Source organism: Methanobacterium veterum, assembly GCF_000745485.1.
Classification (GTDB): domain Archaea; phylum Methanobacteriota; class Methanobacteria; order Methanobacteriales; family Methanobacteriaceae; genus Methanobacterium_D; species Methanobacterium_D veterum.
On sequence record NZ_KN050693.1, the window covers coordinates 600,112 to 623,926 of the forward strand.

Sequence of the window (23,815 nt, forward strand, 5' to 3'; positions counted from 1 at the left end):
TTATTTATAAAACTTCAAATTATAAAATGAGTTACTTGAATAAAACACTTTCAGTAAATGATTAAAATGAATGTAGAATACCGAGTAACATCCTTTTTAGAAGATATTGATGGGTGGAAGTTTGTATTAAACTCCTTACCTGATCTTATAGCTATTTTAAACCATAAATATGAGATTATATGGGCGAACACTGCTATGGCGGAGTGTTTAAATACTTCAACAGATTCATGTTTAGGAGTTAAATGTTTTGAGGCAATTCACGGTACTAAATTGCCTGTTGATAACTGCCCCCATGCGAAAATGATAATGGATAATAAAGGGCATACTGAAGAAGTGTATGAACCTAATTTGGGCGGATATTTTATGGTTACTGCTGCTCCTATAAAGGATAAATCTGGAAATACGCTTGGGAGCGTGCACATAGCGCGTGATATCACAGAACGTAAAATAATGGAAGATAAAATTAAAAATTCCCTTCAAGAGAAGGAAATGTTAATTAGAGAGACATATCATAGGGTAAAAAACAATTTAATGGTTATATCAAGCCTTCTTGATTTACAGGCAAGATATATTGAAGATATAGAAACGCAGAATATTTTCAGGGACAGTCAAAATCGTGCAAGATCCATGGCGTTAATTCACGAAAAACTTTACCAAACAACTGACCTTAAATGGATTAACTTTGCAAATTACATCAAAAAATTATCTATGGAACTTTTCGAAACATATTCTGGACAATCTAATAATATAAAAATTAATTTTGATTTAGAAAATCATGAACTGGATACTGAAACATCAATTCCATTAGGGCTTATAGTCAATGAACTTATATCAAACAGCCTGAAACATGCTTTTAAGGATGGTAGAAATGGTATTATCAAAATAAAGTTCTACAAAGACAGTGAAAATTATGTATTGATAATTTCTGACAATGGAATCGGATTTCCAGAAGAGTTAGATTACAAAAAATCAGATTCTTTAGGTTTAAGAATTGTAAACAGCCTGGTAGATCAGATAATGGGTGAAATAAATATGGATAGAAGTCAAGGGACAGAATTCACCATAAAATTTCCATAATTTGAGTTTTGATGAATTAACTTTATATAATGACTAATTTTGCTAGTTAATGTATCATAATCTTTTAAATGGTTGTATATTTTTATATATTAAATCTAATTTTTTTTCAATCTTTTATTATATTGTTTAAACTAATTTTAGAAGATTTAAACTGGATGAATTTCAAGATATTTCAAAATTTATAATTTTGGACTATTTGAAAGTTTTAGAAAGTTTTATATATTGAAATGTATTACTTTTATTTTAACAAACCGACAGTCGGTTTTTTGGAGAAATATAATGACTAAAAAAGAATCCAAAGAAAAACGTATTAATGATATTACTGATGCTGCCATGGAAATTTTCTTAAAAAAAGGTTATGAAAATACTACAATGGAATCAATTGCTAAAAAGGCAGGTATAAGTAAGGGAGGATTATATCACTACTTTAAAAGTAAGGATATGGTATTAGTATTTGTTAACCAGAAGATAAGTGAAAAATTAGAGGAAATAGCACATGGATCAATGGAAATGCCGTCAGTTAAAGAAGGGCTGCTGTTTTATATAGAAAATTATCTCAGGTACTGGCTAGAACATCCTGTAGAAACTACTTTTCTCTTTCTGTCTATTACTAAAATTTTAGACAATTCTGAGCTCTTAAAGTATTATCAGCAGTTTACTGGGGATTATATGAATTATATGGAAGAAGCTTTTAAGATGGGAGTTGAAACAGGCGAATTTGTTTCACACGATGCAAGAACTAGTGCAGTTACATTAGTAGCAGCACTAGATGGAATTATATGCTACATGGTCCTTGATGAACAGCTGAATCTTGAAGAAGTGGTAAAACGATTTGAAGAAAAATTTATAAAACCAATTGAAAAAGGAGCATAATTGGTTTAAATTAATTAAATAATAATTAAAGGAATATAATTACTTAATTAATAATATACGTCTTTAATAGATGTTATTATGATAAAATAATGGGGTTATTGTATGAAAGATATAAAACAGAAAATTAGAAAAACAACGTTGTTAATTTCATTTTTACTCTTCCCAGTTACCATGTTTTACTTTTCACCCTTTTTGATAATATGGGGAGCTTCCCTGGGGATAATTGCAGGCAGCTTTATAACTTTCACTGCTCTGTTCATTTTATCATTGTTCTTTGGTAGAGCATTCTGTGGATGGGCTTGTCCAACTGGGGGAGCTCAGGAATATTGCTTCTCAATAAATGATGGGAAAACAAGGGGTGGAAAATATAACTGGATTAAATATTTCCTCTTTGTACCATGGCTGGTTATTATTGCACTAATGGCCTTATTAGCAGGCGGTTTAACTAAAATTGATCCTTTCTTTATGACCAACAGCGGAGTTTCTATTTCAGAACCATTTATGTACATTATTTACTACGGCGTGCTGCTATCAACAATTACAGTCTCATTAATAGCGGGTAAAAGGGCTAGCTGTCACTATTTCTGCTTTATAGCTCCATTTATGATTATTGGGACAAAAATAAAGAATTTTTTTAAATGGCCTTCCCTTCACATTAAAGCTGATAAAGAGCTTTGCACTGAATGCAGGCTCTGTAGAAACTGTCCGATGAGTCTTGATGTGCAGCAAAAAGTGAAAGAAGGGGATATGCATGATTTTGAATGTATTTTATGCGGCCAATGTGTTGATTCCTGTCCAAAAGGGGCAATTAAATATTCTTTTGGTAGGCCTGAAAAATAAAATAGTGTAAATTAGATTTAAAGCGCGTTAAGGTATATGAATTAACAATGGAGTAATATAATCAATATTTAAAAGAATAAACTGGTGGGGGGTGTATAATATGAATTTAAAAAGAATAGATTTCTATTATTTCTCCGGAACTGGAAATACATTCCTTGTAGTTAAAAAAATGCAGGAAACTTTCAAAAAAAATGGAATCGATGTTAATATGCACCGGATTGAAAACTCAGACCCTGAAAAAGTTAATTTGAATAATATGATTGGCCTGGGATTCCCTGTTGCTGAGCTTTCAACCTATGAATTTGTATGGGAATTCATAAATTCATTATCTCAATCTGAAGGTACAGAAATATTTATGGTGGATACGCTTGGAGGTATTTCTGGAGGAGTAGTTGGGCATATGCGAGAAATCGTTAAAAAGAAAGGATATGTTCCAATTGGAGCAAAAGAAATCATCATGCCTGTTAATATTTTTTATATACAGGACGAGGAAATAAATAAAGGTAAAGTCGAAAAAGGGCTTATTGAAGCTGAAGAATATGCTGCAGATATTATAAATGGAAAAGCTGAATGGGGTAAAATACCTGTAATTTCAGATGCATTGTATTATACATCTTTATTGGGTTTGAAAATTACTGAAACTCGATTAAACCAGAAATTATTATATTTGGCTGCAGATAAAGGAAAATGTAACAAGTGTGGGACCTGTGCTAAATTGTGTCCCATTGCTAACATTAAGATGGGGGAGGATGGATATCCTGAAAATCTTATGCACTGTCAGTACTGTTTAAGGTGCACCTCTTTCTGTCCTAAAGATGCTATACCCTGCAAAATTAACTATAATGGGAAGACTTACCGGGCTGTTAAAGCAAATAAACTTTTAATTTAGCTGTGATTTATGTTACACTGTATTATGGGGGATAAATAATGAAGGATATTGATTTTTATTTTTTCTCAGGGACAGGAAATACTCTGCTTGTAGTAAAGAAGATGCGCGATACTTTCGAAAAAAATGGTATAACTGTAAATTTGTACAAAATTGAAGAATCAAATCCTGATGAGGTTAATTTGGAGCATATGATAGGAATAGCGTTTCCTGTGGCAGTATTTTCAACTTATCCTTTAGTCTGGGATTTTATAGAGTCGTTGCCCCGTGCAGGTGGTACCAAAATTTTCATGGTTGACACCCTGGGGAGTACTTCTGGAGGAATTGTTGGTCCACTTCGAAAGATTGTCGCAGAGAATGGTTATAATCCAGTTGGGGCTGTGGAAATCCAGATGCCTTCCAACATATTTTTTATACAGGATGAAAAAACTAACAAAGATAAAGTTCAAAAAGGGCTGGAAGCAGCTGAAAAATATGCATTAGATCTTGTAAATGGAAAAGCTGAATGGGGACGTGTTCCAATTTTATCAGATGCTGTGAACTTATTTTCAAGGGGCGCTTTGAAGCTAACTGGAGTTGATTTACACCAGAAACTTTTCCTCTTTAAGGTGGATAAAGAAAAATGTAATAAATGTGGGATATGCGTGGGCCTCTGCCCCACCAGAAATATCATGATAACTGGTGGAAACTATCCTGTACATGGATTAAACTGTCAATACTGTTTAAGATGTACTTCCCTCTGCCCTAAACATGCTATTCCATGCAGTTTTAATTATAAAGGGAAAACATACAGCGCTGTTAAGGCAAAAGAATTTTTGAAGAGAAAGAATCTTTAATTATTTATTGAATTAAATGATTTAAAACATTATTAAAAATTTGAATAAAGAAAAAAATTTCGAGAATTCAGTTTCGAATGTGATCAAGCTACTGTAATTGGCACTTTATTTTTATTACAAATTTCTTTAATGTATTTTGAAGATAAGTAAAGGCTAGCTGCTATTTTTTTAGGATTTTTCTTAGATCCGATTCCATAAACTAATACACCTGTTACTTTATTTTCGCTGTTAACAACTGGCCCTCCGCTGTAACCTTCAGCTGTAACTGCACTTGTTCTATAATAAATTGTACCTTGAGCATTAGGCTTTTTAGCCATCAAATGACCTGATGATATAAATGGGGTATAATTCAATGATTTTGAAGCTGAATGTTTGGTTTTATTATTTGTATTTAGCCGTGCTTCCATTTTTTTGCCAGGATATCCATATATAGAAATTTTTCCGCCTATTTTTGGATTCTTTGCACTGACTGTTAATGCAGGTAATTTCTTGCCTTTACCAGGGTCGACTTTTAGAAGAGCTATATCCTGATCTTTGTCACAGTCTCCAACATCAACTAAACGTGCTTTTAGAGAATTGTTGCTTCCATTGCCTTTTAATCCAAGACCTTTAATATAAATGCTTGATTTATATGTTTTTGTAGATATCCATCCATTTTTAATGAATTTAGATGTAACATCTCCCATAACTTTTTCAGGATCATGGTTAGATGTATTTTTGAGGAATTTGGAACTTAATTTGGGATCCTTTCTTATATAATTTATTAAACCTATCTCTTCTACATACCATTTTACATCGTTAGAATTCATTTTTTTAAGTTTATTTTCATTGTTTAACGTATTAGAATCACTTACCACATGAAATGCAGTTATGATATAACCATTTTTAGTTACAATTGACCCTGATCCAGTACTGTATGGTTGATAATTAACTGTCACATTTACTTTCTTATGAGTAATGGGATTTTTAACTGTAACTACTCCTGAAAAACCGCTTTCAATATAAACGGTTCCATTTTGAACAGCACTTACGTGTGAATTAGGGGATAAAGAGTTTGCAGAAACAGGATGGACATTAACCATTGCAAAAATTCCAACCACTGCAACTATAAGTATCAATGCTTTGAGTAATATTGATGTTTTGTTTTTAAAATCAAATGATGGTAAAAAATTTTTAGATAAAATATTTGACTTTTTAAGTCGGCCATTACATTTTTCGCAAAAATTTGCGCCTGTGGTATTTTTAAACCCACAGTTTGGGCAAATCACTGTTACACCTCTTAATTATTCTGGATTGATAAAAAGAACATTAAACTGCATGTAATGTTAGAATAAATTACTTTGAAATTCTAAACGATTATCTGCAATATTTTAATCTTCCGCGCTCTTTTATATCCTAAAACCAGAAAATAAACCACATAACATAATTATATGTATGTATGCAGTATTCCGCTTAATTAAACCGCTTTTATGTCATGATAACCATTTTTCAAAAATAGTATTTCAAGACAACCCTAATAATCTCATATCACATATAAATATTTCGCTATATTTTCCAAAAATAAACTTAATTAATGCTTATTTTATCAAAAAAAGACAGTAGAGAAAGTTTTCTTTCAAATTGTTATTGAGTTTCCATAATTTATTATTATTTTTGATTATGCCCTTACGATTAAACCTTAATTTTAAAAATATTAAATGATTTTAGCTATTTTGGAGGAGATATATTTCTTCTAGATAAAAACATATGGCATGATAATTTACTTTTTGGTAAAAAATGTAATTTTCAGTTTTTTTTATGTTGAATAAATCCAAATTATGTATTACTTTTGTAAAATAAGTTTAATACGTTATTTTTCACTGTATTTTAAGAAAATAAATATGAAAAGCGTCATAAATATAGTAAATGACATCTGTTAGGTAAGTGTATTTATTGTTTATATACCTTAAATTCAGTTAATTAGTAAATATATAAAAATTGGGACTTATTTAAATGATGGACCATCATTTAAATTTGTATATATTTGTAATTAATTAAAGAGGACTAATAAATAAATTTTTTTAAATATAAATTGCTAAAAAGGGGTTTTAGTGTGTCAAAATATAATTTAGATAAAAAAGATGCTGATATCAAAAAATTAGCCGAAAAAGCGCTAAATGATAAAGTGTTATTACATGAACTACTTAAAGGGGCTGTATCTAAGGATAACACTACTCGATCTAATAGTTTTAATGTACTTCAGGTTATAAGTGCAGAAAAACCAGAAATTCTTTATCCTCAGTGGGATTATTTCCATAAAATGCTCATAAGTAAAAATAATTACCATAAATACATTGCTATTTATATTCTGGCAGACCTTACCAAGGTAGATAAAGAAAATAAATTTGAAGACATTTTCGATGAATATTACGGAATCCTTGCAGGGGATAAGATCATGACAGCTTCTCATGTGGCTCTTAATTCCAGTAAAATAGCACTGAACAAGCCAGAACTCCAATCAAAAATACTTGACATGCTTTTGGATATAGACAACATTCATCAGGGCCGGCAGAATGAGCTGCTTAAGTCTTATGTCATAGAAGCACTTAGAAAAATGTATCCTGAGATTAAGGATAAAGAGAGGGTATCAAAGTTCATTGAGGCTCAATTGGATAGTTCAAGCCCTAAAACAAGAGATTTAGCGGCATGTTTCCTGGACAGATGCACATGGTAAACATTTCACGTTTTTAGAAGTATTTAAGAGTAAATTTATTAATTATCTTTCTCATAATTAATACTGAAAGGATATGTGATGGCTGAATATTTTTACACTGGAGATGTGAAATGTTCAAGATTAAAAGTATTTACGAACCTGCAGATAAAGAAGATGGATTTAGAATTTTAGTAGATAAAACATGGCCCGAAGGATTATCAAAAGAAGATAGAAGGGTAGATTTATGGCTTAAAGAAATTGCCCCTACAAAAGATACAGATAAATGGATCACAGAGAGCACTGTAGATTTTGAAGGGTTTAAAGAAGAGTATCGCAGGGAACTGCGAAGGAAAAAGACACTTATTTCCATTATCCGGAACTTTGAAAAAGAAAATGGAACTGTTACTTTGTTATATTCTAAACGCGACCCCGAATGTAATTGTGCAGCGGTTTTGAAAGATAAACTTAATGGATACAGGACAGTCAGCAGGTCTGTGGGCAGGCTTCATGGAGGGTGATTTTTAATTAGATTCAAAAAAAAGGATAATAATGAAGTTAATTTAATGTAACTCCATATTTTTTACATATTTTCTGGATGTAACTTGAGGATAGGAAAAGACTGCCTGCAATCTTTTTAGATTTTTCATCCAAAATACCGTAACCTAAAACGCCTATCACCTTTTTCTGGCTGTTAACAACAGGACCTCCACTGTAACCTTCACCTGTAATGGCGTTTGTTACGTAATATATAATGCCTTGAGGGTTAGGTGCCATTGCCTTTAAATTACCTGATGAGCTGGATGGGGTGCTGCTTTTTTTATTTACCGGATAGCCGTATATGACAACTTTTTCATTCATTTTGTGGCTTAAACTAATACCTGAAATGGGCAGATTCACACCACTGGTATTTACTTTTAGAAGTGCTATATCTTCACCATTTGCGGTATTTCCAGAACCTATTAAACTGGCTTTTAGTGAATTACTGGTATTGACGTTGTGCAATGCGTTTCCCTTGACATAAATCTCACTTCTATAAGAGTTTGAAGATATCAATCCTTTTTTAATGAAATCATCTGTCGCACGTTCTAAGGCTTTCCTGCGGTCATTTTGAGTTTTGGGCACATTTTTAAACAACTGGTAAGCAAGTACTGGATTTTTATTTTTTAAATAGTACAGTAAACCTGCCTCTTCAACATACCACTTTATATCACTAGAATTCATTTGTTTAAGCTGATTTTTGCTTTCTAATGCTCTGGAATCACTTAAAACGTGGAATGCAGTTATTATATAGCCGTTTTTATTTATAATAAAACCTGACCCGTAGCTGTAGGGCTGGTAGTTGACTGTTAAATTGGTTGTTACATTAAACATGGGGTCTTTAATTGTAACTGTGCCTGAAAAGCCCTGTTCAACGCTAACAGTTTTATCTGCAACATTTGCAGTGTTTGAAGAGCTTCCAGCAACTGCCTGTGCACATCCAATTCCTGAAAACCCGATAACAATGATGATCAGTAAAAATGTTCTAAATAAATTTAATAATTTGTTTTTTGATTCAGGTAGAATCATGTTTCCACCTCATGGGGATTGGTTGTTCAACAATATCTTAAATATTTGTATAATTGGAATAATATATATTATATCCTGTTTGTTAGTAATTAATCCTGAAAAGAAGTGGTTTTGTAGATTTTAAAATTAGTTAAAGCCTTCAAATTGGTATAAGGCATGTACATCATGATGACCATTTTTAAACTGTTCTATTTCAAGATGGTTTTATTCGGTTTGAAGTTTTATATAAACATTTTGTTTTAATTACAATGAATGTATTTATCTTTTTTAAAATATCTTCCTATTTTTTCCAGTTGTTTTTGGTTCGTTATGTTTGTGATAATCTGAGATGACAATTTGCCCACCATCAGCGTAATATATCGTTTTATACTGTATGAACCTTACTATTTTGCTTAAATATCTACTATGTGGGGAAATATGTATAAGTAAGGACTTACATTACTATTGTTAGGTAGAATTACCTAAGATGTAGGTAAAATTTAGCGGAAAAATTAAGAATACAAAAATATTAGGAGGCGAAAAAGATGCCGTTTTTAATCAACTATAAAGAAAATTCTTCAATTAAAGAAAAATATTCTAAGATGGGAATAACCAGCGATATAAAAACTTGGCTAGCAGCACATAGCTGGAAAATAAGAAAATTGGGGCTTGAATTAGATGGAAAACCATTAGCAGAGCTAATAAGGTTGGATGAGAAACTGCTTGTTGTTATTAATGAGGAAACTAAGAAAATGCTGGTCTTCAAAAATCATAGATTTTTGAGACCCGAAAACAAAGCATTCGAAAATCAGAGATTTTCGATGCCCTCGAACACTGTCAAACATATTATGTTTGATGCAGCAAAAATCATAGATTTTTGCATGTTTCATGTTCGGGGCAGAGGAAATTACATTTCCTCAGGCGTCAAAATTTTCAATTTTGACAGTTTTTGACGGTTCTGAATGATGTGGAATGCAGTGATTTTTAAGATGGTTTACTTTTTTCCGCAGCGTGAGCGAGGATTTTTTGATCCATCCTTTTTTTTGAAAAAAGGTGGTTTGGAATGATGTGGAATGCAGTTATTTCTAATTTCATTTCTTTTTCTAGTGTAATAATTAAATATTATATAACACAAATTAAATCTTAAAGAACGATTTAAGAATGTACATATATAGGTGGCGGCCGTATGAATGTTTTCAATGTCCTTAAAAAACATGAAAATGAAATTAAAGAGAAGTTTCATGTTAAAAGGATTGGTTTGTTTGGTTCCTATGTTCGGCATGAGGAAAATGAAAAAAGCGACATAGATATCCTTGTAGAGTTTGAGGAACCTACACTGCATAATTTTATGGGATTAATTGATTATTTAGAAAATCTTTTCGATAGGAAAGTTGATTTAGTTACTCAAAAATCTTTAAATCCTTATTTACGCCCAATTGTTGAAAAAGAGGTTGTCTGGTGTGAATAGGGATCAAATCTTTTTAAGACATATTCTAGACGAAATTGAATTTTTGGAAGAAGTATTCCCAATAAACAGCAGTAAAGAGCTTTTAAGTGACCCTGTTATCCAAAGAGCTAGTGTAAGGAGCCTTGAAATAATTGGGGAGGCTGTGAAAAATTTATCCAATAATTTCAAAGCTGATAATTCTCAAATTGAATGGAAAGAGATCGCTGGGATGCGGGATAAACTTATTCATCGTTATTTTAGTGTTGATTTAGATATTGTTTATGAAGTTTTAATGAATAGACTTCCTGAACTTAAAGTAACTGTACTTAATGCATTAAACCTGTTTAATGATTTATTATAATTTGAAAAAAAGTTTTTATGGTATTAAACCTGTTTAATGATGAAAAAATTTTTAAAAACCATTGAAGCTGTTGGGAAATAATCAAATCTTCTGCTTTAAGTAAATTTTACCAGTTAGTAATTTAATCATGAACTTTTAATAAAAATAATAAACTAAAACTATTTTTTAACAGATTCTTTATTTATGAATCCATTTTCAAGTATCGCTATTTTTTTGTCTCTAGCCTAGGTCTAGACTCTGGTTACTAAAAACTTGGCAAGAATATGCTGATTAATCCAATTATAAATTTTTTGAATCATTTAAAACATATATAAATAAGAAATTATGATGCTTCTTATAAATTATGAAGTGTTAGGTTTAATGTGCTCTTAATTTACTCAATTCATTTCTTTTTAGATTTACTTCAAAGTTTTACAGTTATATTGTTGTATTCTTATAAAAAGCCTGTTCTTTTAGGATAAAATTACACTAAAACCATTTTGATCTTCTAATAAAAATTTATAATAAAAATTTAATATTTTTTAATACAATTTTTGTACTTTTATAATGTAAGATTATCTAGTTAACCTTATTAACTTAAAAAATGGGTTAATCATCCGTAACATTTAATAAGCATGACAACTATAATACTAATTAGCACAGTATTATGATTAATACGCTGGTAAAATGAAATTTTAACTACCAGTTCTAGCTTGTACTGGATATGTTCCAGTATATATCACAAAATGCAATGGGGAAATCAAACCTGCTGTAATTGAGTGAGGGGATGCCTCCGCTTTGTTGACATAATCAAAATCGAATTATAATGGTTTGATTATCCGTTAAATCGTTGCTATCAAGTTGAAGGTAGGGGTAGTCAGTTGAGATATGATGAGAGTTTTTAGAGATGTTTCTCTCATCATTTCTCTTTTAGAATCTGGTAATGAGGAGATGGTGAGAGTTTTGAGAGTTCTCTCACCATTGTCCAGATTTAGCTTATTTTTAAATTACGCTCATGTCTAAATGGTTGTGCCGATGTTACTTTGAATTTTTATGAGTTATAGGGTAAATTACACTCTTCCAAATATAATTTCATATAATTAATTGATATTATAATTTAATATAAAGCATGAAGTGTGTACCATGATCATAGACATGAGTGTTAAATTAAATCATGTTTTATAGCTGTAAAATAACAATTATATCAATATTTATTCTACACTCTTGTCCTGCTTTGAAACGCAGAACCTGCAGAGAGCACCCGGCGTATTCATTTGTTTATCTTTTACAGGACATAAGTACACCCCGTTTTCAAATTTAAGCTTGAATCCTCCAGGAAATGAAGTTCCAACAGGGTGAATCGATGCCTCTAAAATAAAAGTCGTATAAATAGAAACAATTTTTGCTAAACGTAGAAAATAAAGTTCTGATCTAAGTTTAGATTCTTCTATCTGTTTGTTGAGCACTTCCAGAAATTCTTGAAACTTTTTATTGTTAATATGTCCTTCATAGTTTCCTTTATCTTCCCGGATATCTTTGAAACGGTTTATGAATGCTTTTGTGAAATTTTCAATGAACTCTTCTCTGTACCCTGCATGCATGTATTTAGCATCTTCCTGAATATAAGCAGAGGCAAGCATTATGTCGTGCATGTGAATTCGTGATGCTTCCTGTTTTAAAACACCTAAAAGTTCATTTTTTGATATCTTCCTGGAAAAATCGAGTTCTTCAATTGTTTCAACCATATAATAAGACCCTAATTTTTATAAATTTTAAACCTGTTTTTGTTTAACTTATTATATAAAAGTTAAAAAATGGTTTCTTTCTGTAATGATGAATCCTGTAGTTACATATTTTCGCCCTGCTCAGCAATACAGAACCCTCAAACAGTTCGGGGGTTATTCTTTGTTTTTGAGTATAATACAAATAATAATATATTTAAGGTAATGTTATAAAATGATTTAAGTGTTAAGGGGGCATAAACATGGAATCATATTCAAATGAGTTTAAAATATCTCTTTGTAATCTACTTAAAGCCAGATTTCCTTATTTGTATATAGCTACTTGGGAAGAAGATCGTTTATTATCTATAATAAGTTCAGTAATTGATGATGATTCTTTAATTAAAACAAAAAGGAAGTTATTCACATGGAAAATCACCACCGGACTTTCTACTGGTGAATCATTAACGAAAAAGGTAATTAAAGATCCAATAGAGGTTCTTGACTTTATTGAAAAGTATGAAGAGCCTGCTATATTTGTACTTATAGATTTCCATATTTATTTTGGTCGTTCAGGAACTGCTCCAGACTTACATGTTATTCGAAAAATTAGGGACGTGTCTTCAGCTCTTAAAAGAAGTTTGAACCCTAAAAATGTCATTTTTGTATCTCCATCATTAATATTACCTGATGATCTACAGAAGGAAATAACTATTGTTGATTTTGAGCTTCCATCCTTTGATGAAATTATAAGTTTAATTGAAGAAATGATTGAAACAAATAAAAGAAATAATAGGATAACTGTAGATCTTGATCCACATGAAAAGGAATGCTTAGCAAGAGCATCCCTTGGTTTAACATTAGAAGAAGCTGAAAATGCATTTGCACGTTCTATGGTGGAAGATGGTTGTCTTAATATCGGAGATTTAGACGTGGTTATTGAAGAAAAACGTCAGATAATCAAAAAAACTGAAATTCTGGAATTTATCAGTACAGATCTTGAAATGAGTGACGTTGGGGGATTGGAAAATCTCAAAACATGGCTTAAAAAACGTAATAAATCGTGGTTTGATTCAGCAAAGCGTTACGGCATATCCGCACCAAGGGGAGTTTTAATTACGGGAGTTCCTGGCTGTGGTAAAAGTTTAATCGTGAAAGCTATTAGTTCCATGTGGCAGTTACCATTTTTACGCTTGGATATAGGTAAGGTGTTCAGTGGAGTTGTGGGCAGTAGTGAAAAGAATATGAGAGAGGCCATTAAAATTGCTGAAACTATATCTCCATGCATATTGTGGATTGACGAAATAGAAAAGGCTTTTGGAGGTATCGGCGGCGGTGATGGAGGAACATCCGAGAGAGTTTTTGGAACATTCCTTACGTGGATGCAGGAAAAAACTAAACCGGTTTTTGTCGCTGCTACTGCTAATAATATTCGATTACTTCCTCCTGAATTCCTCAGAAAAGGTAGGTTTGATGAAATATTTTTTGTAGATATGCCTACGCATAAAGAAAGAGTAAACATATTCCAAATTCATATCAAAAAACGTCTTATAGATCAGAATGTTATAGGTGACTTTGAATTAAGTGATGAGTTGTTATATCATTTAGCTGATCTTACTGAAGGCTATTCGGGTTCAGAAATTGAACAGGTGGTTATATCCGCACTATTTGATGCGTTTTCAGAAGATAGGAGTATTAATTTGCATGATTTTGAAAAGGCGATTATTAGCACAGTTCCTCTTTCTAAAACACAGGAAGAAGAAATTATGAGGATCCGTGAATGGGCAAATGTACGTGCAGTTGCAGCTACATCTAAAGAAGATAGTAAAGGATATCAGAATGAAACCGCTGATATGGGTGGTGATGTAAATATCACCCGCGGTGGCCGAAGTATAGATGTTTAAAGAGGGTTAATATGAGTGTGGAAATTGTACTTATGCCTATTGCAATTGCAGCCGTAGCAGGGGCAATAAAAACTAGAAATGAAAATAATAAAGAATTAGCAAGGACATTGAGAAATGAAAAAAATCGAGAATCCTCTGGTTATTTTACCCTAGGGACTAAAATTAAAGATACAAAATTATTAGAAGAGACTTTGAAAATTTATGGCTGTAAAAATGTATTAATTGGAGATGATCTGGAAACAGAGTTGGATAAAGTAAGAATCATGTTTGAAAAGGATGAAAATGAGGTATTCAATGCTGTATTCCTTGGTGATATTTCACTAGAGAAAGCTAAAGAATTTATTTCAGATATAAATGGTGAATACACTAAATTGGTCCAGGAAAAAGTCTATCAGAATCTTTTAAAAAATGCTAGTGGACATAATCTCCAACTTGAATCAGAAGAAGTAAAAGAAGACAATTCAATTGTGCTTACGTTTGCTTTACAGGAGTAAAAATATGACCAAGAAAATTAAGATCCAGATTTTTCCAGACGGTACGATCCAAACAGAGATTCAGGGAATAAAAGGGAAAAGATGTACAGAATATATCCACATCCTGGAAGAACTTTTGGAAGCTGAGGCTGTTGATTCTAATTATACTCCTGAATTTCACGAAACTGAAACAGTGAAAATAACTGAAAAACAAGAACAGAGAATTAGGGAGCGGTAAAATGGCTGATACATCAAAAGGTACATTATGGGAATTAACACATTCTTTATGGATTTTATGGACATTAGCATTTGGATTTTTGAGCTGGGTGTCATTTTTTTATATTGGATTTAGGACAAAGCAAAGAAAATGGATTTTATGGGGATTGATATACTCTAGCTCGGCTATAACAGCCATGTTAATAGGTCCAACAGCAGATTATTCAATAATGGTACCAGAAGATAGCTGGATCATGGATCTACAAATTTTTTATTTCTTTGGCTTATGGATAATTTCCATGATCCATGCATTATGGGTGCGTAATGAATATTTATTAAGGTTAGAAGCCATAAGTGAACCTATTAGAGATGATGAATATTTAAAAAGAAAATATGCCATGGAATATGCTTATGGAAATGAAGAAAAAAGTAAATTTCAAAATCCATTTAAAAGATCTTCAATGAACAGCGGGATTAAAAAAGAAGATGTAAAAGATTTAGAAGTACAGCCAAAACCTGTTGACATCAACAATGATCCTGAAGAAGTAATTGCTGATCTTCCTGGAGTTGGATCTATACTGGCCAAAAAGGTTGTTGAAACACGTCAATCAAGTCCATTTAAATCTGTAGATGAATTTGGTGAGATTTTAGGACTTAAACCTCATATAATTGAAAGAGTTAGGCCATTAATAGTTATTTCTGGTGAATTTCCAGATAATGAAGAATCAGAGACTTCAACATCAGGCCGTCTGGTGGATTATTAATGTTTATAAGAATTCGAAGATTTTTACCTGAAACTAAAGTGGAAGGACCGGGAAATAGAGCGTGCATCTGGGTTCAAGGATGTTCTATTCAATGCTCTGATTGTGCAGTACCAGAATCATGGCCCACAAGCGGCGGAGAAAAGGTTAAAGTAGAAGAATTAGCCCAAAAAATTTTAAATATACCTAATATTGAAGGTATAACATTTAGTGGAGGGGAACCATTTGACCAGGCAAAATCTTTAGCTTCTTTGGGCTGCATAGTTCAAAAAGAAGGGTTATCTGTAGTTACATTTACAGGGTACACTCTGGAGAATATCCAAAATTCCGCTGATCCTGGCTGGCAGGACTTATTATCAGTCACTGACCTGCTAATTGATGGTCCTTATATTTCAGAAGGGCATGATCCAACTAATTTATGGGTAGGTTCATATAATCAGAGATATCATTTCCTTACTTCACGTTATATCCATCTTAAATATGAAATATCAGATGTTTCTAACCGTATTGAAGTTAGAATTCAGGAAGATGGCAGCATATTGGTGAATGGAATGACTAATTTTTCTAAATTAGAAGATATCTTTAAGGGGATAATCTAACTTATTTAATCCTTTTCACATGTCTTCATCCTGTTCAGCGATACAGAATCCACAAACAGCGCCCGGGTTATCCTTTTGTTTATCTTTTACAGGGCAAAAATATGTTCCATTTTCATATTTAACTTTAAAACCACCTGGAAATGGTGTCCCGACTATATGTATTGGTTCATCTAGGATGAAAGTTGTGTAGATGGATATAATTTTATAAATTTTAAAGAAATGTGATTCTCTTGACCTTATTTTAATCAGCGCCTGCTCCTGTTCATTCAGGAGTTCAACAGCTTCTTTAAGCTCGCAGGCATTTACCGTGCCTTCAAATTTATTTTGATTATTTTTTATTTCTTTTAACCGCAGAATAAATCCTTTTACATATGCCTGCAGGTACTCTTTCCTGTAATTTCCCTGTACATATTTTCCTTCAGCCACCAAGTAAGAATGGGCAGTCATGATATCTGTCACAGAGATATCTGAGGCTTCTTTTTTAAGAACAAGTAATAGTTCTTTTACTGTTATTTGGCCTGTAAAATCAAGGTCTTCTAGTTTATTTACCATTTAAACTCCATGAAGCTGTTTATAAATCAAATTAAAAATAATAAGCTGGTTTAAGGCTCAAATTTTGCAAGCCTGCCTTTTCCAAACTTGTTCATTATGGATTCAGCAGTCTTAGGTCCTATACCTTCTATTTTAACCAGTTCTTTCTCTGAAACGTAACTTAAATCAGTTCCGAAAGCTTCTACAAGAGCTCGGGCACGTTTACGTCCCAGTCTTTTAACACTGACAACAAGTTGAATGATGTCTTCGCGGACTCCATAGTAAAGGCGTGCTGACAACTTATCGAGGTCGTTAGAGTGTGAATAGTTGTCTAGAACATGGCAAATTTCTTTAAAGAACTTTACCATTCTGGAAGCTTCATAAGCAGCCCTTCTTGTGGTTGCAGCGTACACATTAAACGCATTTTCTATTCCGTACTCACTTCTCTCATTTATCCACTCTAAAAGAGCGGCAGTTGTAGCTTCATCGTTGCTGATATCGCAGGCAAATATTCCATATTCATTCAGCTTGTCCATCACTGGTTCTTTACTTTTACGGCTTTTAAATGAGATTTTAGGCATATCTGGAGTCCTTGAAATGTCATAAATAAGCTGGTAAATATCAAGATCTGAAGCTCTTTTGGCGTATTCTTTAAGTCTTACTGCAGTTTCAACTGTGTAGTTGCTTCTTGCAATTAAATTTCCAAAATCTGTTGTTTTAAGCCCTTCAGGAGTAAGTTGGATTATCCCGTTTTGAATCAGGAACTCAAGTGCACTGTTTATTTCGTATTCCATTGTATCTACTGCTAGAGCGCCGAAAAACTCGTTGCAGTTCATTTGATAACCATAGAATGTTTCACTGAAAAATTCTGTTATTTCCTGTGGAGTTTTGGCAAGTGAAGATGCAACCTGTGCTATTATCTGCCTGAAAACAGCGTCTTTATTTTCTATGAGTTTGGAGGATGTAAGTTCTATTTCTCCATATACATAATGGTCTTTTAAGTTGTAGCCCTCATCCATACTTTTGGCAACTAAATAGGAATACCCTTCAGTATCATATCCCGGTCGACCTGCACGGCCTGACATCTGCTCATAATCAAATACGGGGATACTTTGAGGACCTCTGGATGTCCAGCGAGTGTAATCTCGTATTATAACATTTTTAGATGGGAGATTTACCCCGTACATGAGACTTGGAGTAGCGGTTATCATGTAAAGGTTGCCTTCTCTAAACTCATTTTCAATTATTTCCCTCTGCTTGTCAAAAAGGCCTGCGTGGTGGAATGCTATTCCATTTTCAATGCATTCTGCAAGTTTTAGACACACTGAAGTTGGGCGTGACCCCCTTTTCCTTGGCACGTCCAGTATTTTTTGGGCTACGGCTCTAAATGCAAGTTTTTTATCCCTTGGAATTTTCTTTTTCACTTTACCTGAGATAAAATTTGCAAGAGCTTCTGTAAACCGTCTTGTAGATACAAAAACAAGGATCTGGGATGAATCTTCAATGGATTCGTTTAAAACTTTTAAAACAGCATCATTTTTATTTTTAACTCCAAGCTCCTCAGTTATAAGGACATCCTTATAAAGTGGAACCGGCCTGTAATCATGTTCCACAATTTCTGCATCCAGCCAGCTTGCAAGCTCGTCCATATTTTTAAGTGTTGCTGAAAGTGCAATGATTCTTAGGGCTGGATTGATAATTTTTGATCGTGTTAGTGCACATTCAATTGTTGGGCCCCTTGAGTATTCACCAATCATGTGAAACTCGTCAATAATCAGAAGATCCATTTCTCTTAAATTGTTCCATGAAAAACGGGTGATAGCATCAAATGATTCAAAGACCATAACTGAGAGGTCTGAAAATTTGGGGTGTTTCCCTACCTTTATACCAAATTTTTCAAACTTCTTGAATTCTGCCAGTTTTTCATTCTGTATGGATATGAGCGGCGCGGCATATACAACCTTTCCACCGTTTAAAATTGTATTTAATGCAGCAATTACTCCAAGAAGTGTTTTTCCACTTGCAGTGGGAATTGCTATTATATAATTAGACTTATTTTCAAGTAATCCTGAATCTAAAACCGCTTTTTGCGCTGGATTTAGTTCTTTAATCTTTGGATAGCAATCACTGATTATATCTCTGATTTTCTGATCTACTTTTTCCATAGAAATTAATAGTGTGTACTGCTTTTTATAGTATACCTTTAAATATTCATTTAACAATCTGGTTATATGCCCTCAATAAGTTAAAAACTATTAATTCCCTCTTATTTTTGCTTGATATTCTTTATAATTAGAAAAAAATAATAGTGATCAGGAATATAATCATACATAAAGATAGTTAGTGAGTGTTTATCATGCCTGTATTTCAAACCGTAACTCCAAAAGCAGCACTTAAATTAATGGAAGAGAAAGGTAATAAAATAACTATTCTGGATATCCGACCTGAGGATGAATTTGAAAAAGAACACATTCCTGGAGCAGAAAATCTGGATTATCATGGACATCATTTCCAGGAAAAGGCAGAAAAGCTGGATAAAAATAAGAATTATATTATATATTGCAAAAGTGGTGCTAGAGGCGAATATTTTATGGGTAAAATGAAAGAATCAGGCTTTGATGGAGCTTATAATATATTAGGTGGTTTTGTGGCCTGGAAAATAAGTAGACTTCCCCTTGTAGGTGGAACAGACTAATTCTTAAACTTGATTTGTATCTAAATTTGAGTGAAGTTCTATTTTTATTTATAATTTTAAATGATTGAAATGTTCAGCTAAATCCGGCCAACTTATAACTTAATATTTAGGGAGAAGTTTCAAATTTGGAGTAACTTTGGTTAAGTATTTGGAATAAGATAAAATAATTATTATTTGTATAGTTTGAATTAGATGAATTAGTTATAATATGCTTTAAGGGTACATAATTCTTTTTCAGGATTCATTTCCTAAATAATATGGCTATTTAATTTATTAACTGAATAAATCAGTTAAATAAACCTATTATTTTTTACAATACTTATTTTAATCTTAATTCAACCAGTTATGGCATTTAAAGAGAAAAGTTTATTAAAAATTAAAAATAAATTAGTATATATCACTCTGTATCTAAAGGAGGTATCTGATGGTAAATTGGGGAGCAGTAGTTATAGGATTTGTTCTATCGATAATATTGTCATGGCTATTTGGCGCAATGTTTAGCGGAGGAAATTACTTTGGATTGTTTATAGCTGGACTAATCGTCGGTTTAATGGTCGGTGATGGGGCCTTAAACGGCGCGTGGAATGCCGCTATAGCAGGTGCATTTGGTGGAATAATAGCAGCCATACTGATTGTTATTGGAGGAACACTGTTTTTAGGTATTGCAGGATTTTTAGCAGGAGCTGCAGTGGGACTGGTAGTTGTAGTAGTTGCAATAATTCAGTCTTTAATCCTTATGGGAATTGGCGGAGCTATAGGTGGAGCAATAAAAGGATAGAAAATAAGTTAAGGGATAATTTTACCCTTTTTTCTCTTTTTTAACAACAATTATATCTGAAATTTTGGTTGAAGGATACTGACCTTCAGAATCTTTTTCAACACTTTTTACCATGTCCCATACAGTTAAAAGTGCCACGCTTGTACCTGTTAAAGCTTCCATTTCAACACCAGTTTTTCCGAGGGAAGTTACACTGACTTCGGCCTGTATAAATTGGGGTTTTACATCGAATTTTACATCGACACCTGTGATTTTAAGGGAATGGCACAGAGGAATCAGGTGGTGTGTTGATTTTACAGCTCCAATAGCCGCAATTTGGGCCGTAGTAAGGACATTACCTTTTTTAATTTCTTCTTTTTCTATAAGTTGAATTGTTTCTGCATTTAAGTAGATCTTACCCTGTGCTACAGCGGTTCTTTTTACAACTGGTTTATCTGATACTTCTACCATGTGAACACCTTTTTTAGAAAGGTGTGTAAATGATTTTTCTTCCATTTAAGTCAGCTCCTAGTGAATTATTATAGTGAATTACGTGACTTTTTAAACGCTTAATTTTAAATATATCCGAAAATCGTAGATTTTCGATACGTCAAAACTTTCATTTTTGACAGCCGTCAAAAAAATCAAAGATTTTTTGCAGGTTGAAAGAAATGTATATCATTTCTTGAACCCCAAAATTTTGTTAACAAAATTTTAGAGGTTTAAACCACGTAAATACATTTTTTTAGATCAATTATTAATCTAAATTATCTGGTAATTCACTATTAATTTTATGAGTGTTAATCAATAGGGAATTTCAATACTTGAATATTTCATTACCTGTTCCCTTGCATTTTTTCCCATGTTCTCTTTAAGTTCTTTATCCTGCAGTATTTTATTAATTGCTTCTGCAAGTCCTACTGGGTCTTCGGGATTTATAAGTATTCCAATCTTTTTATTTACAACTTCTGGAATTCCTCCAACTTTAGTTGCAACTACGGGTTTACCAGACGCCATAGCCTCTAAAATCACAATACCAAAACTTTCAGATACCGAAGGCACTACTACAACATCTGCTGAAGGCATTATATCTTCAATATCATTTCTCGCACCTGTAAAAGTAATTCCTTCTATTTTTTCGAATTCTACAATGCCCTTGAGTTCCTCAAGAAGGGGTCCGTCTCCAACAATCACTATTTCTGCATCTACATTGAGGAATTCTTTTGCCCGTATAAGATATTCAACACCCTTTTGCCACACTAAATTACCAACAAAAAGCACAACTGGCTTTTGTGGGTTTATATGCATTTCTTCTTTAAATGTGCCCATTTGATCTGGTCTAAATCGTTCAACATCTACTGAATTGTAGGTGATTGATAGTTTATCTTCAAGTCCTTCGATGCCTAACTTAAGGACATTTTCTTTGAGCGAATCACTTACAACGAATACATAATCTGATCTTTTTAAAATAAATTTAATTATCGATTTTAACAGGGGTTTACGTGCCAGGACAAATATATCCGAGCCATGTATCGTAATCGCCGTTTTAGTCCCTGAAAACATACTGCAAATAACTGCTATTAATCCCGGAGGCATAACGTAATGGGCGTGTATAAGATCAATGTTATATTTTCTAATCATGCTCAAAAGCTTAAAAGTGGCAGATATTGAAAATAAAAATCCTCGTATACCCTTAATATTTACAGTTGGGGCTGTAAAAACAGGAATACCTTCAATATCAGAAATATTTTCATGGGGATATGTGAGTACACATACTTTATCCCCTCGATTTACCAGTTCTCTGGATAAAAGATAGGTATATGAAGAAATACCTCCTAAATGGGGTGGAAAATGGCCAACCATACATATCTTCATTATGTTCACCTTAAATTAAGTTATATCATTGTAAAAATTATAAATTTATTTAATTATAATTTAAAAGCAGTTACTGTTTATTTAAAATTCTGCCGTTCATTGTAACGATAATTATGTCAAAATCTATGTTATATTTTTCCTGACATTTCTCTTTTATAGATTTACCTATGAGTTCAAAAACAGAGAAGGTCATGTTTTCTTTATCAAGAATAGTTATCATGTCTTCTGTAGTCTTAGATTTAAAAATAGATCCTATTAACTTTTTGTCTGCACCTAAAAGTCCGCAGTATGCTGCTATTATTTCTCTTCTTCCATCTGCAACACTATTTTTAGTGTTAAAAATACCTGCAGCGATTTTAATGAGTTTACCTGCGTGTCCAAATAATATAATTTTGCTGATGCCTTTTTCTTCAGCTTTGTCTAACATGTAACCTACAAAATTGCTCATCTGGACTATTTTGTCTTTAGGGGCATCTAAAATTTTAACTGCAAGGCGTTCTCCAATGTTACCTGGCACGAAGATAAGATCTTCATATCCTTCAGCCACTGCAACATCAATCTGGCAGGCTAAAGATTCTTTATAAGCTTTAGAAGACATAGGCCTTGCGATACCAGTAGTTCCAAGAATTGAAATACCGTCGGTTATACCGAGACGAGAATTCATGGTTTTTTTTGCAATTTCTTCTCCTTTTGGGACAAATACTGTAACTTCTGCTCCCTTTCCTTTAGGGAGCACCTTTTGGAGATTAGTTTTTATCATCTGTCTTGGAACAGGATTTATAGCATGTTCTCCAACTGGGATCTGTAAACCTGGTTTGGTTACTTTACCAACACCTTCCCCGCCTTTAATTTTTATTTCATTGTTTTCAGTTATTTTCACGTCAGCACATATTTTAAGGTTTGTGGTGACATCGGGGTCATTATAGGGCATTTTAACTACACATGCCCTTCCAGAATTAGAATTAATTTTCCTTGAACAATTTATGTCAATTTTAAGTATTCCAAAAGGAGTTTCAATATCTATCTGTGATATAATATTTCTATTTATAGTTAAAAGTGCTGCAACTGCTGCTGCTGCTGCAGCGCTCCCTGTTGTAATCCCGTAAGGGGAATTTTCATTGTTTTTCATTAATTCCCCTGTATCTTTGGACTTATTAATGAGATGTGCACTGTGGATTTCCATTTTTCTAAAGTTATGATTGTAATTCTTCTTTAATAGCTTTTTCTAGCTCATCTTTTTCAGGAGCTCCTACAAATTTCACAGTACCGTTTATAGCAACGGCTGGAACTGCCATTAAGCCATATTCTATTGCTTTTTCACGATTCTGCATTATATCAATTTTTTCAACTTCTATATCGTCTTGCATTTCTTTTTTTACTGCGTCAACAACTTCTATGGCCATAGGACAGTATGGGCATGAAGGAGATGTAAATACTTCTACTTTAACAGCCATTATTTAACCTCCATTATATAAGATTTTTATTTTAACATTATTCAATTTATTCAATATTTTTAGCATTTCTATTTTAATAAAATATCTATTTGGTTTTTTTAAGATTTAAATTTAACCCGCAAGTTACTGCAGATAAAAACATGTTGAAGTGTATCTTTTAAGTGATAGTCTAAGTTTTTCTAAACTAGTTAAGTTTAGGGGCGCAGTAAAGTCATTCAACACATTATTGGTTTATTTTTTTCTCATTTATCCTTAATTTCTGTTTTTGCATTATATTTTTACCATACGAATTA

26 protein-coding genes are annotated in these 23,815 nt (G+C 32.6%); 17 read left to right on the top strand and 9 right to left on the bottom strand.

The window, feature by feature from the left end:
- The first annotated feature begins 66 nt into the window (after nt 1-66).
- From EJ01_RS13140 to EJ01_RS13160, 5 genes are all read left to right on the top strand, one after another.
- A complete protein-coding gene (locus EJ01_RS13140; RefSeq protein WP_052376180.1) occupies nt 67-1,077 on the top strand; it encodes a histidine kinase dimerization/phosphoacceptor domain -containing protein in 1,011 nt (336 codons plus the stop codon).
- A 279-nt stretch (nt 1,078-1,356) separates the two neighbouring features.
- Nucleotides 1,357-1,950: a TetR/AcrR family transcriptional regulator gene (locus EJ01_RS13145; protein WP_048080724.1), complete on the top strand. Its 594-nt coding sequence runs from the start codon at nt 1,357-1,359 to the stop codon at nt 1,948-1,950.
- A 102-nt stretch (nt 1,951-2,052) separates the two neighbouring features.
- The gene (locus EJ01_RS13150; protein ID WP_048080723.1) at nt 2,053-2,790 is read left to right on the top strand and encodes a 4Fe-4S binding protein; all 738 of its coding nucleotides are present in this window, start codon (nt 2,053-2,055) and stop codon (nt 2,788-2,790) included.
- Nucleotides 2,791-2,890: 100 nt separating this feature from the next.
- Complete coding sequence (locus tag EJ01_RS13155; RefSeq protein ID WP_048080722.1) at nt 2,891-3,679, top strand: EFR1 family ferrodoxin; 789 nt, start codon at nt 2,891-2,893, stop codon at nt 3,677-3,679.
- Between the two features lie 38 nt (nt 3,680-3,717).
- On the top strand, nt 3,718-4,512 hold the full coding sequence (locus EJ01_RS13160) for an EFR1 family ferrodoxin (protein WP_048080721.1): 795 nt from the start codon (nt 3,718-3,720) through the stop codon (nt 4,510-4,512).
- Between the two features lie 83 nt (nt 4,513-4,595).
- Here the strand turns inward: EJ01_RS13160 and EJ01_RS13165 are convergent, their stop codons facing one another.
- A complete protein-coding gene (locus EJ01_RS13165; RefSeq protein ID WP_048080720.1) occupies nt 4,596-5,780 on the bottom strand; it encodes a trypsin-like peptidase domain-containing protein in 1,185 nt (394 codons plus the stop codon).
- A gap of 824 nt (nt 5,781-6,604) precedes the next feature.
- On the opposite strand from EJ01_RS13165, the gene EJ01_RS13170 reads away from it, so the two are divergent.
- Together EJ01_RS13170 and EJ01_RS13175 are read left to right on the top strand one after the other, a co-directional pair.
- Nucleotides 6,605-7,225 (top strand): hypothetical protein, encoded by a 621-nt coding sequence (locus EJ01_RS13170; protein ID WP_048080719.1) that lies wholly within the window; start codon nt 6,605-6,607, stop codon nt 7,223-7,225.
- A gap of 110 nt (nt 7,226-7,335) precedes the next feature.
- Complete coding sequence (locus tag EJ01_RS13175; RefSeq protein ID WP_048080718.1) at nt 7,336-7,722, top strand: DUF488 domain-containing protein; 387 nt, start codon at nt 7,336-7,338, stop codon at nt 7,720-7,722.
- A gap of 37 nt (nt 7,723-7,759) precedes the next feature.
- On the opposite strand, the gene EJ01_RS13180 is transcribed toward EJ01_RS13175, so the two are convergent.
- Complete coding sequence (locus EJ01_RS13180; RefSeq protein ID WP_048080717.1) at nt 7,760-8,770, bottom strand: S1 family peptidase; 1,011 nt, start codon at nt 8,768-8,770, stop codon at nt 7,760-7,762.
- A 524-nt stretch (nt 8,771-9,294) separates the two neighbouring features.
- On the opposite strand from EJ01_RS13180, the gene EJ01_RS13185 reads away from it, so the two are divergent.
- The 3 genes from EJ01_RS13185 to EJ01_RS13195 all read left to right on the top strand — a co-directional run bounded on the left by EJ01_RS13185 (nt 9,295) and on the right by EJ01_RS13195 (nt 10,557).
- Complete coding sequence (locus EJ01_RS13185) at nt 9,295-9,702, top strand: hypothetical protein (protein WP_048080716.1); 408 nt, start codon at nt 9,295-9,297, stop codon at nt 9,700-9,702.
- Between the two features lie 233 nt (nt 9,703-9,935).
- Nucleotides 9,936-10,217, top strand: a complete 282-nt coding sequence (locus EJ01_RS13190; RefSeq protein WP_048080715.1) for a nucleotidyltransferase family protein — start codon at nt 9,936-9,938, stop codon at nt 10,215-10,217.
- Nucleotides 10,210-10,557, top strand: a complete 348-nt coding sequence (locus EJ01_RS13195) for a HepT-like ribonuclease domain-containing protein (RefSeq protein ID WP_052376182.1) — start codon at nt 10,210-10,212, stop codon at nt 10,555-10,557. The genes EJ01_RS13190 and EJ01_RS13195 overlap by 8 nt, the downstream gene beginning before the upstream one ends.
- A gap of 1,190 nt (nt 10,558-11,747) precedes the next feature.
- On the opposite strand, the gene EJ01_RS13200 is transcribed toward EJ01_RS13195, so the two are convergent.
- Complete coding sequence (locus EJ01_RS13200) at nt 11,748-12,281, bottom strand: DUF2115 domain-containing protein (protein WP_048080713.1); 534 nt, start codon at nt 12,279-12,281, stop codon at nt 11,748-11,750.
- 239 nt (nt 12,282-12,520) lie between these two features.
- Between EJ01_RS13200 and EJ01_RS13205 the strand changes: the two genes are divergently transcribed.
- From EJ01_RS13205 to EJ01_RS13225, 5 genes are read left to right on the top strand one after another with little or no spacing between them, the layout of a single operon-like run.
- Nucleotides 12,521-14,161 carry an AAA family ATPase gene (locus tag EJ01_RS13205; RefSeq protein ID WP_048080712.1) on the top strand — a complete coding sequence of 547 codons (1,641 nt, stop codon included), beginning with the start codon at nt 12,521-12,523 and terminating at the stop codon, nt 14,159-14,161.
- An 11-nt stretch (nt 14,162-14,172) separates the two neighbouring features.
- Nucleotides 14,173-14,655 carry a hypothetical protein gene (locus EJ01_RS13210; protein WP_048080711.1) on the top strand — a complete coding sequence of 161 codons (483 nt, stop codon included), beginning with the start codon at nt 14,173-14,175 and terminating at the stop codon, nt 14,653-14,655.
- A gap of 4 nt (nt 14,656-14,659) precedes the next feature.
- Nucleotides 14,660-14,872, top strand: coding sequence for a DUF2997 domain-containing protein (locus EJ01_RS13215; RefSeq protein WP_048080710.1), 213 nt, complete (start codon nt 14,660-14,662; stop codon nt 14,870-14,872).
- 1 nt (nt 14,873) lies between these two features.
- Nucleotides 14,874-15,614, top strand: a complete 741-nt coding sequence (locus tag EJ01_RS13220) for a ComEA family DNA-binding protein (protein WP_048080709.1) — start codon at nt 14,874-14,876, stop codon at nt 15,612-15,614.
- Nucleotides 15,614-16,210 (top strand): 4Fe-4S single cluster domain-containing protein, encoded by a 597-nt coding sequence (locus EJ01_RS13225; RefSeq protein WP_048080708.1) that lies wholly within the window; start codon nt 15,614-15,616, stop codon nt 16,208-16,210. Before EJ01_RS13220 ends, EJ01_RS13225 begins: the two co-directional genes overlap by 1 nt.
- 15 nt (nt 16,211-16,225) lie before the next feature.
- On the opposite strand, the gene EJ01_RS13230 is transcribed toward EJ01_RS13225, so the two are convergent.
- Nucleotides 16,226-16,762, bottom strand: a complete 537-nt coding sequence (locus EJ01_RS13230) for a DUF2115 domain-containing protein (protein ID WP_048080707.1) — start codon at nt 16,760-16,762, stop codon at nt 16,226-16,228.
- 50 nt (nt 16,763-16,812) lie between these two features.
- Nucleotides 16,813-18,906 (bottom strand): DEAD/DEAH box helicase, encoded by a 2,094-nt coding sequence (locus EJ01_RS13235; protein WP_211251410.1) that lies wholly within the window; start codon nt 18,904-18,906, stop codon nt 16,813-16,815.
- A 191-nt stretch (nt 18,907-19,097) separates the two neighbouring features.
- Between EJ01_RS13235 and EJ01_RS13240 the strand changes: the two genes are divergently transcribed.
- Both EJ01_RS13240 and EJ01_RS13245 read left to right on the top strand, forming a co-directional pair.
- Nucleotides 19,098-19,436, top strand: coding sequence for a rhodanese-like domain-containing protein (locus EJ01_RS13240; protein ID WP_048080706.1), 339 nt, complete (start codon nt 19,098-19,100; stop codon nt 19,434-19,436).
- A 424-nt stretch (nt 19,437-19,860) separates the two neighbouring features.
- Nucleotides 19,861-20,214 carry a DUF5518 domain-containing protein gene (locus EJ01_RS13245; RefSeq protein WP_052376185.1) on the top strand — a complete coding sequence of 118 codons (354 nt, stop codon included), beginning with the start codon at nt 19,861-19,863 and terminating at the stop codon, nt 20,212-20,214.
- A gap of 21 nt (nt 20,215-20,235) precedes the next feature.
- Here the strand turns inward: EJ01_RS13245 and moaC are convergent, their stop codons facing one another.
- The 4 genes from moaC to EJ01_RS13265 all read right to left on the bottom strand — a co-directional run bounded on the left by moaC (nt 20,236) and on the right by EJ01_RS13265 (nt 23,522).
- On the bottom strand, nt 20,236-20,709 hold the full coding sequence (gene moaC, locus EJ01_RS13250; RefSeq protein ID WP_048080704.1) for a cyclic pyranopterin monophosphate synthase MoaC: 474 nt from the start codon (nt 20,707-20,709) through the stop codon (nt 20,236-20,238).
- A gap of 288 nt (nt 20,710-20,997) precedes the next feature.
- On the bottom strand, nt 20,998-22,068 hold the full coding sequence (locus EJ01_RS13255; RefSeq protein WP_048080703.1) for a glycosyltransferase family 4 protein: 1,071 nt from the start codon (nt 22,066-22,068) through the stop codon (nt 20,998-21,000).
- 70 nt (nt 22,069-22,138) lie between these two features.
- Nucleotides 22,139-23,197, bottom strand: a complete 1,059-nt coding sequence (gene cbiD / locus EJ01_RS13260) for a cobalt-precorrin-5B (C(1))-methyltransferase CbiD (protein WP_048080702.1) — start codon at nt 23,195-23,197, stop codon at nt 22,139-22,141.
- Nucleotides 23,198-23,261: 64 nt separating this feature from the next.
- Entirely contained in the window at nt 23,262-23,522 is a 261-nt protein-coding gene (locus EJ01_RS13265; protein ID WP_048080701.1) for an MJ0307 family thioredoxin, read from the bottom strand.
- Between the last annotated feature and the right edge of the window lie 293 nt (nt 23,523-23,815).

Bases quoted from the DNA above. Each gene is read 5' to 3' on its own strand.
- EJ01_RS13140 (WP_052376180.1), top strand. From the start codon at position 67: ATGAATGTAGAATACCGAGTAACATCCTTTTTAGAAGATATTGATGGG.
- EJ01_RS13145 (WP_048080724.1), top strand. From the start codon at position 1,357: ATGACTAAAAAAGAATCCAAAGAAAAACGTATTAATGATATTACTGAT.
- EJ01_RS13150 (WP_048080723.1), top strand. From the start codon at position 2,053: ATGAAAGATATAAAACAGAAAATTAGAAAAACAACGTTGTTAATTTCA.
- EJ01_RS13155 (WP_048080722.1), top strand. From the start codon at position 2,891: ATGAATTTAAAAAGAATAGATTTCTATTATTTCTCCGGAACTGGAAAT.
- EJ01_RS13160 (WP_048080721.1), top strand. From the start codon at position 3,718: ATGAAGGATATTGATTTTTATTTTTTCTCAGGGACAGGAAATACTCTG.
- EJ01_RS13175 (WP_048080718.1), top strand. From the start codon at position 7,336: ATGTTCAAGATTAAAAGTATTTACGAACCTGCAGATAAAGAAGATGGA.
- EJ01_RS13180 (WP_048080717.1), bottom strand. From the start codon at position 8,770: ATGATTCTACCTGAATCAAAAAACAAATTATTAAATTTATTTAGAACA.
- EJ01_RS13185 (WP_048080716.1), top strand. From the start codon at position 9,295: ATGCCGTTTTTAATCAACTATAAAGAAAATTCTTCAATTAAAGAAAAA.
- EJ01_RS13190 (WP_048080715.1), top strand. From the start codon at position 9,936: ATGAATGTTTTCAATGTCCTTAAAAAACATGAAAATGAAATTAAAGAG.
- EJ01_RS13200 (WP_048080713.1), bottom strand. From the start codon at position 12,281: ATGGTTGAAACAATTGAAGAACTCGATTTTTCCAGGAAGATATCAAAA.
- EJ01_RS13205 (WP_048080712.1), top strand. From the start codon at position 12,521: ATGGAATCATATTCAAATGAGTTTAAAATATCTCTTTGTAATCTACTT.
- EJ01_RS13210 (WP_048080711.1), top strand. From the start codon at position 14,173: ATGAGTGTGGAAATTGTACTTATGCCTATTGCAATTGCAGCCGTAGCA.
- EJ01_RS13215 (WP_048080710.1), top strand. From the start codon at position 14,660: ATGACCAAGAAAATTAAGATCCAGATTTTTCCAGACGGTACGATCCAA.
- EJ01_RS13220 (WP_048080709.1), top strand. From the start codon at position 14,874: ATGGCTGATACATCAAAAGGTACATTATGGGAATTAACACATTCTTTA.
- EJ01_RS13225 (WP_048080708.1), top strand. From the start codon at position 15,614: ATGTTTATAAGAATTCGAAGATTTTTACCTGAAACTAAAGTGGAAGGA.
- EJ01_RS13230 (WP_048080707.1), bottom strand. From the start codon at position 16,762: ATGGTAAATAAACTAGAAGACCTTGATTTTACAGGCCAAATAACAGTA.
- EJ01_RS13235 (WP_211251410.1), bottom strand. From the start codon at position 18,906: ATGGAAAAAGTAGATCAGAAAATCAGAGATATAATCAGTGATTGCTAT.
- EJ01_RS13240 (WP_048080706.1), top strand. From the start codon at position 19,098: ATGCCTGTATTTCAAACCGTAACTCCAAAAGCAGCACTTAAATTAATG.
- EJ01_RS13245 (WP_052376185.1), top strand. From the start codon at position 19,861: ATGGTAAATTGGGGAGCAGTAGTTATAGGATTTGTTCTATCGATAATA.
- moaC (WP_048080704.1), bottom strand. From the start codon at position 20,709: ATGGAAGAAAAATCATTTACACACCTTTCTAAAAAAGGTGTTCACATG.
- EJ01_RS13255 (WP_048080703.1), bottom strand. From the start codon at position 22,068: ATGAAGATATGTATGGTTGGCCATTTTCCACCCCATTTAGGAGGTATT.
- cbiD (WP_048080702.1), bottom strand. From the start codon at position 23,197: ATGAAAAACAATGAAAATTCCCCTTACGGGATTACAACAGGGAGCGCT.
- EJ01_RS13265 (WP_048080701.1), bottom strand. From the start codon at position 23,522: ATGGCTGTTAAAGTAGAAGTATTTACATCTCCTTCATGCCCATACTGT.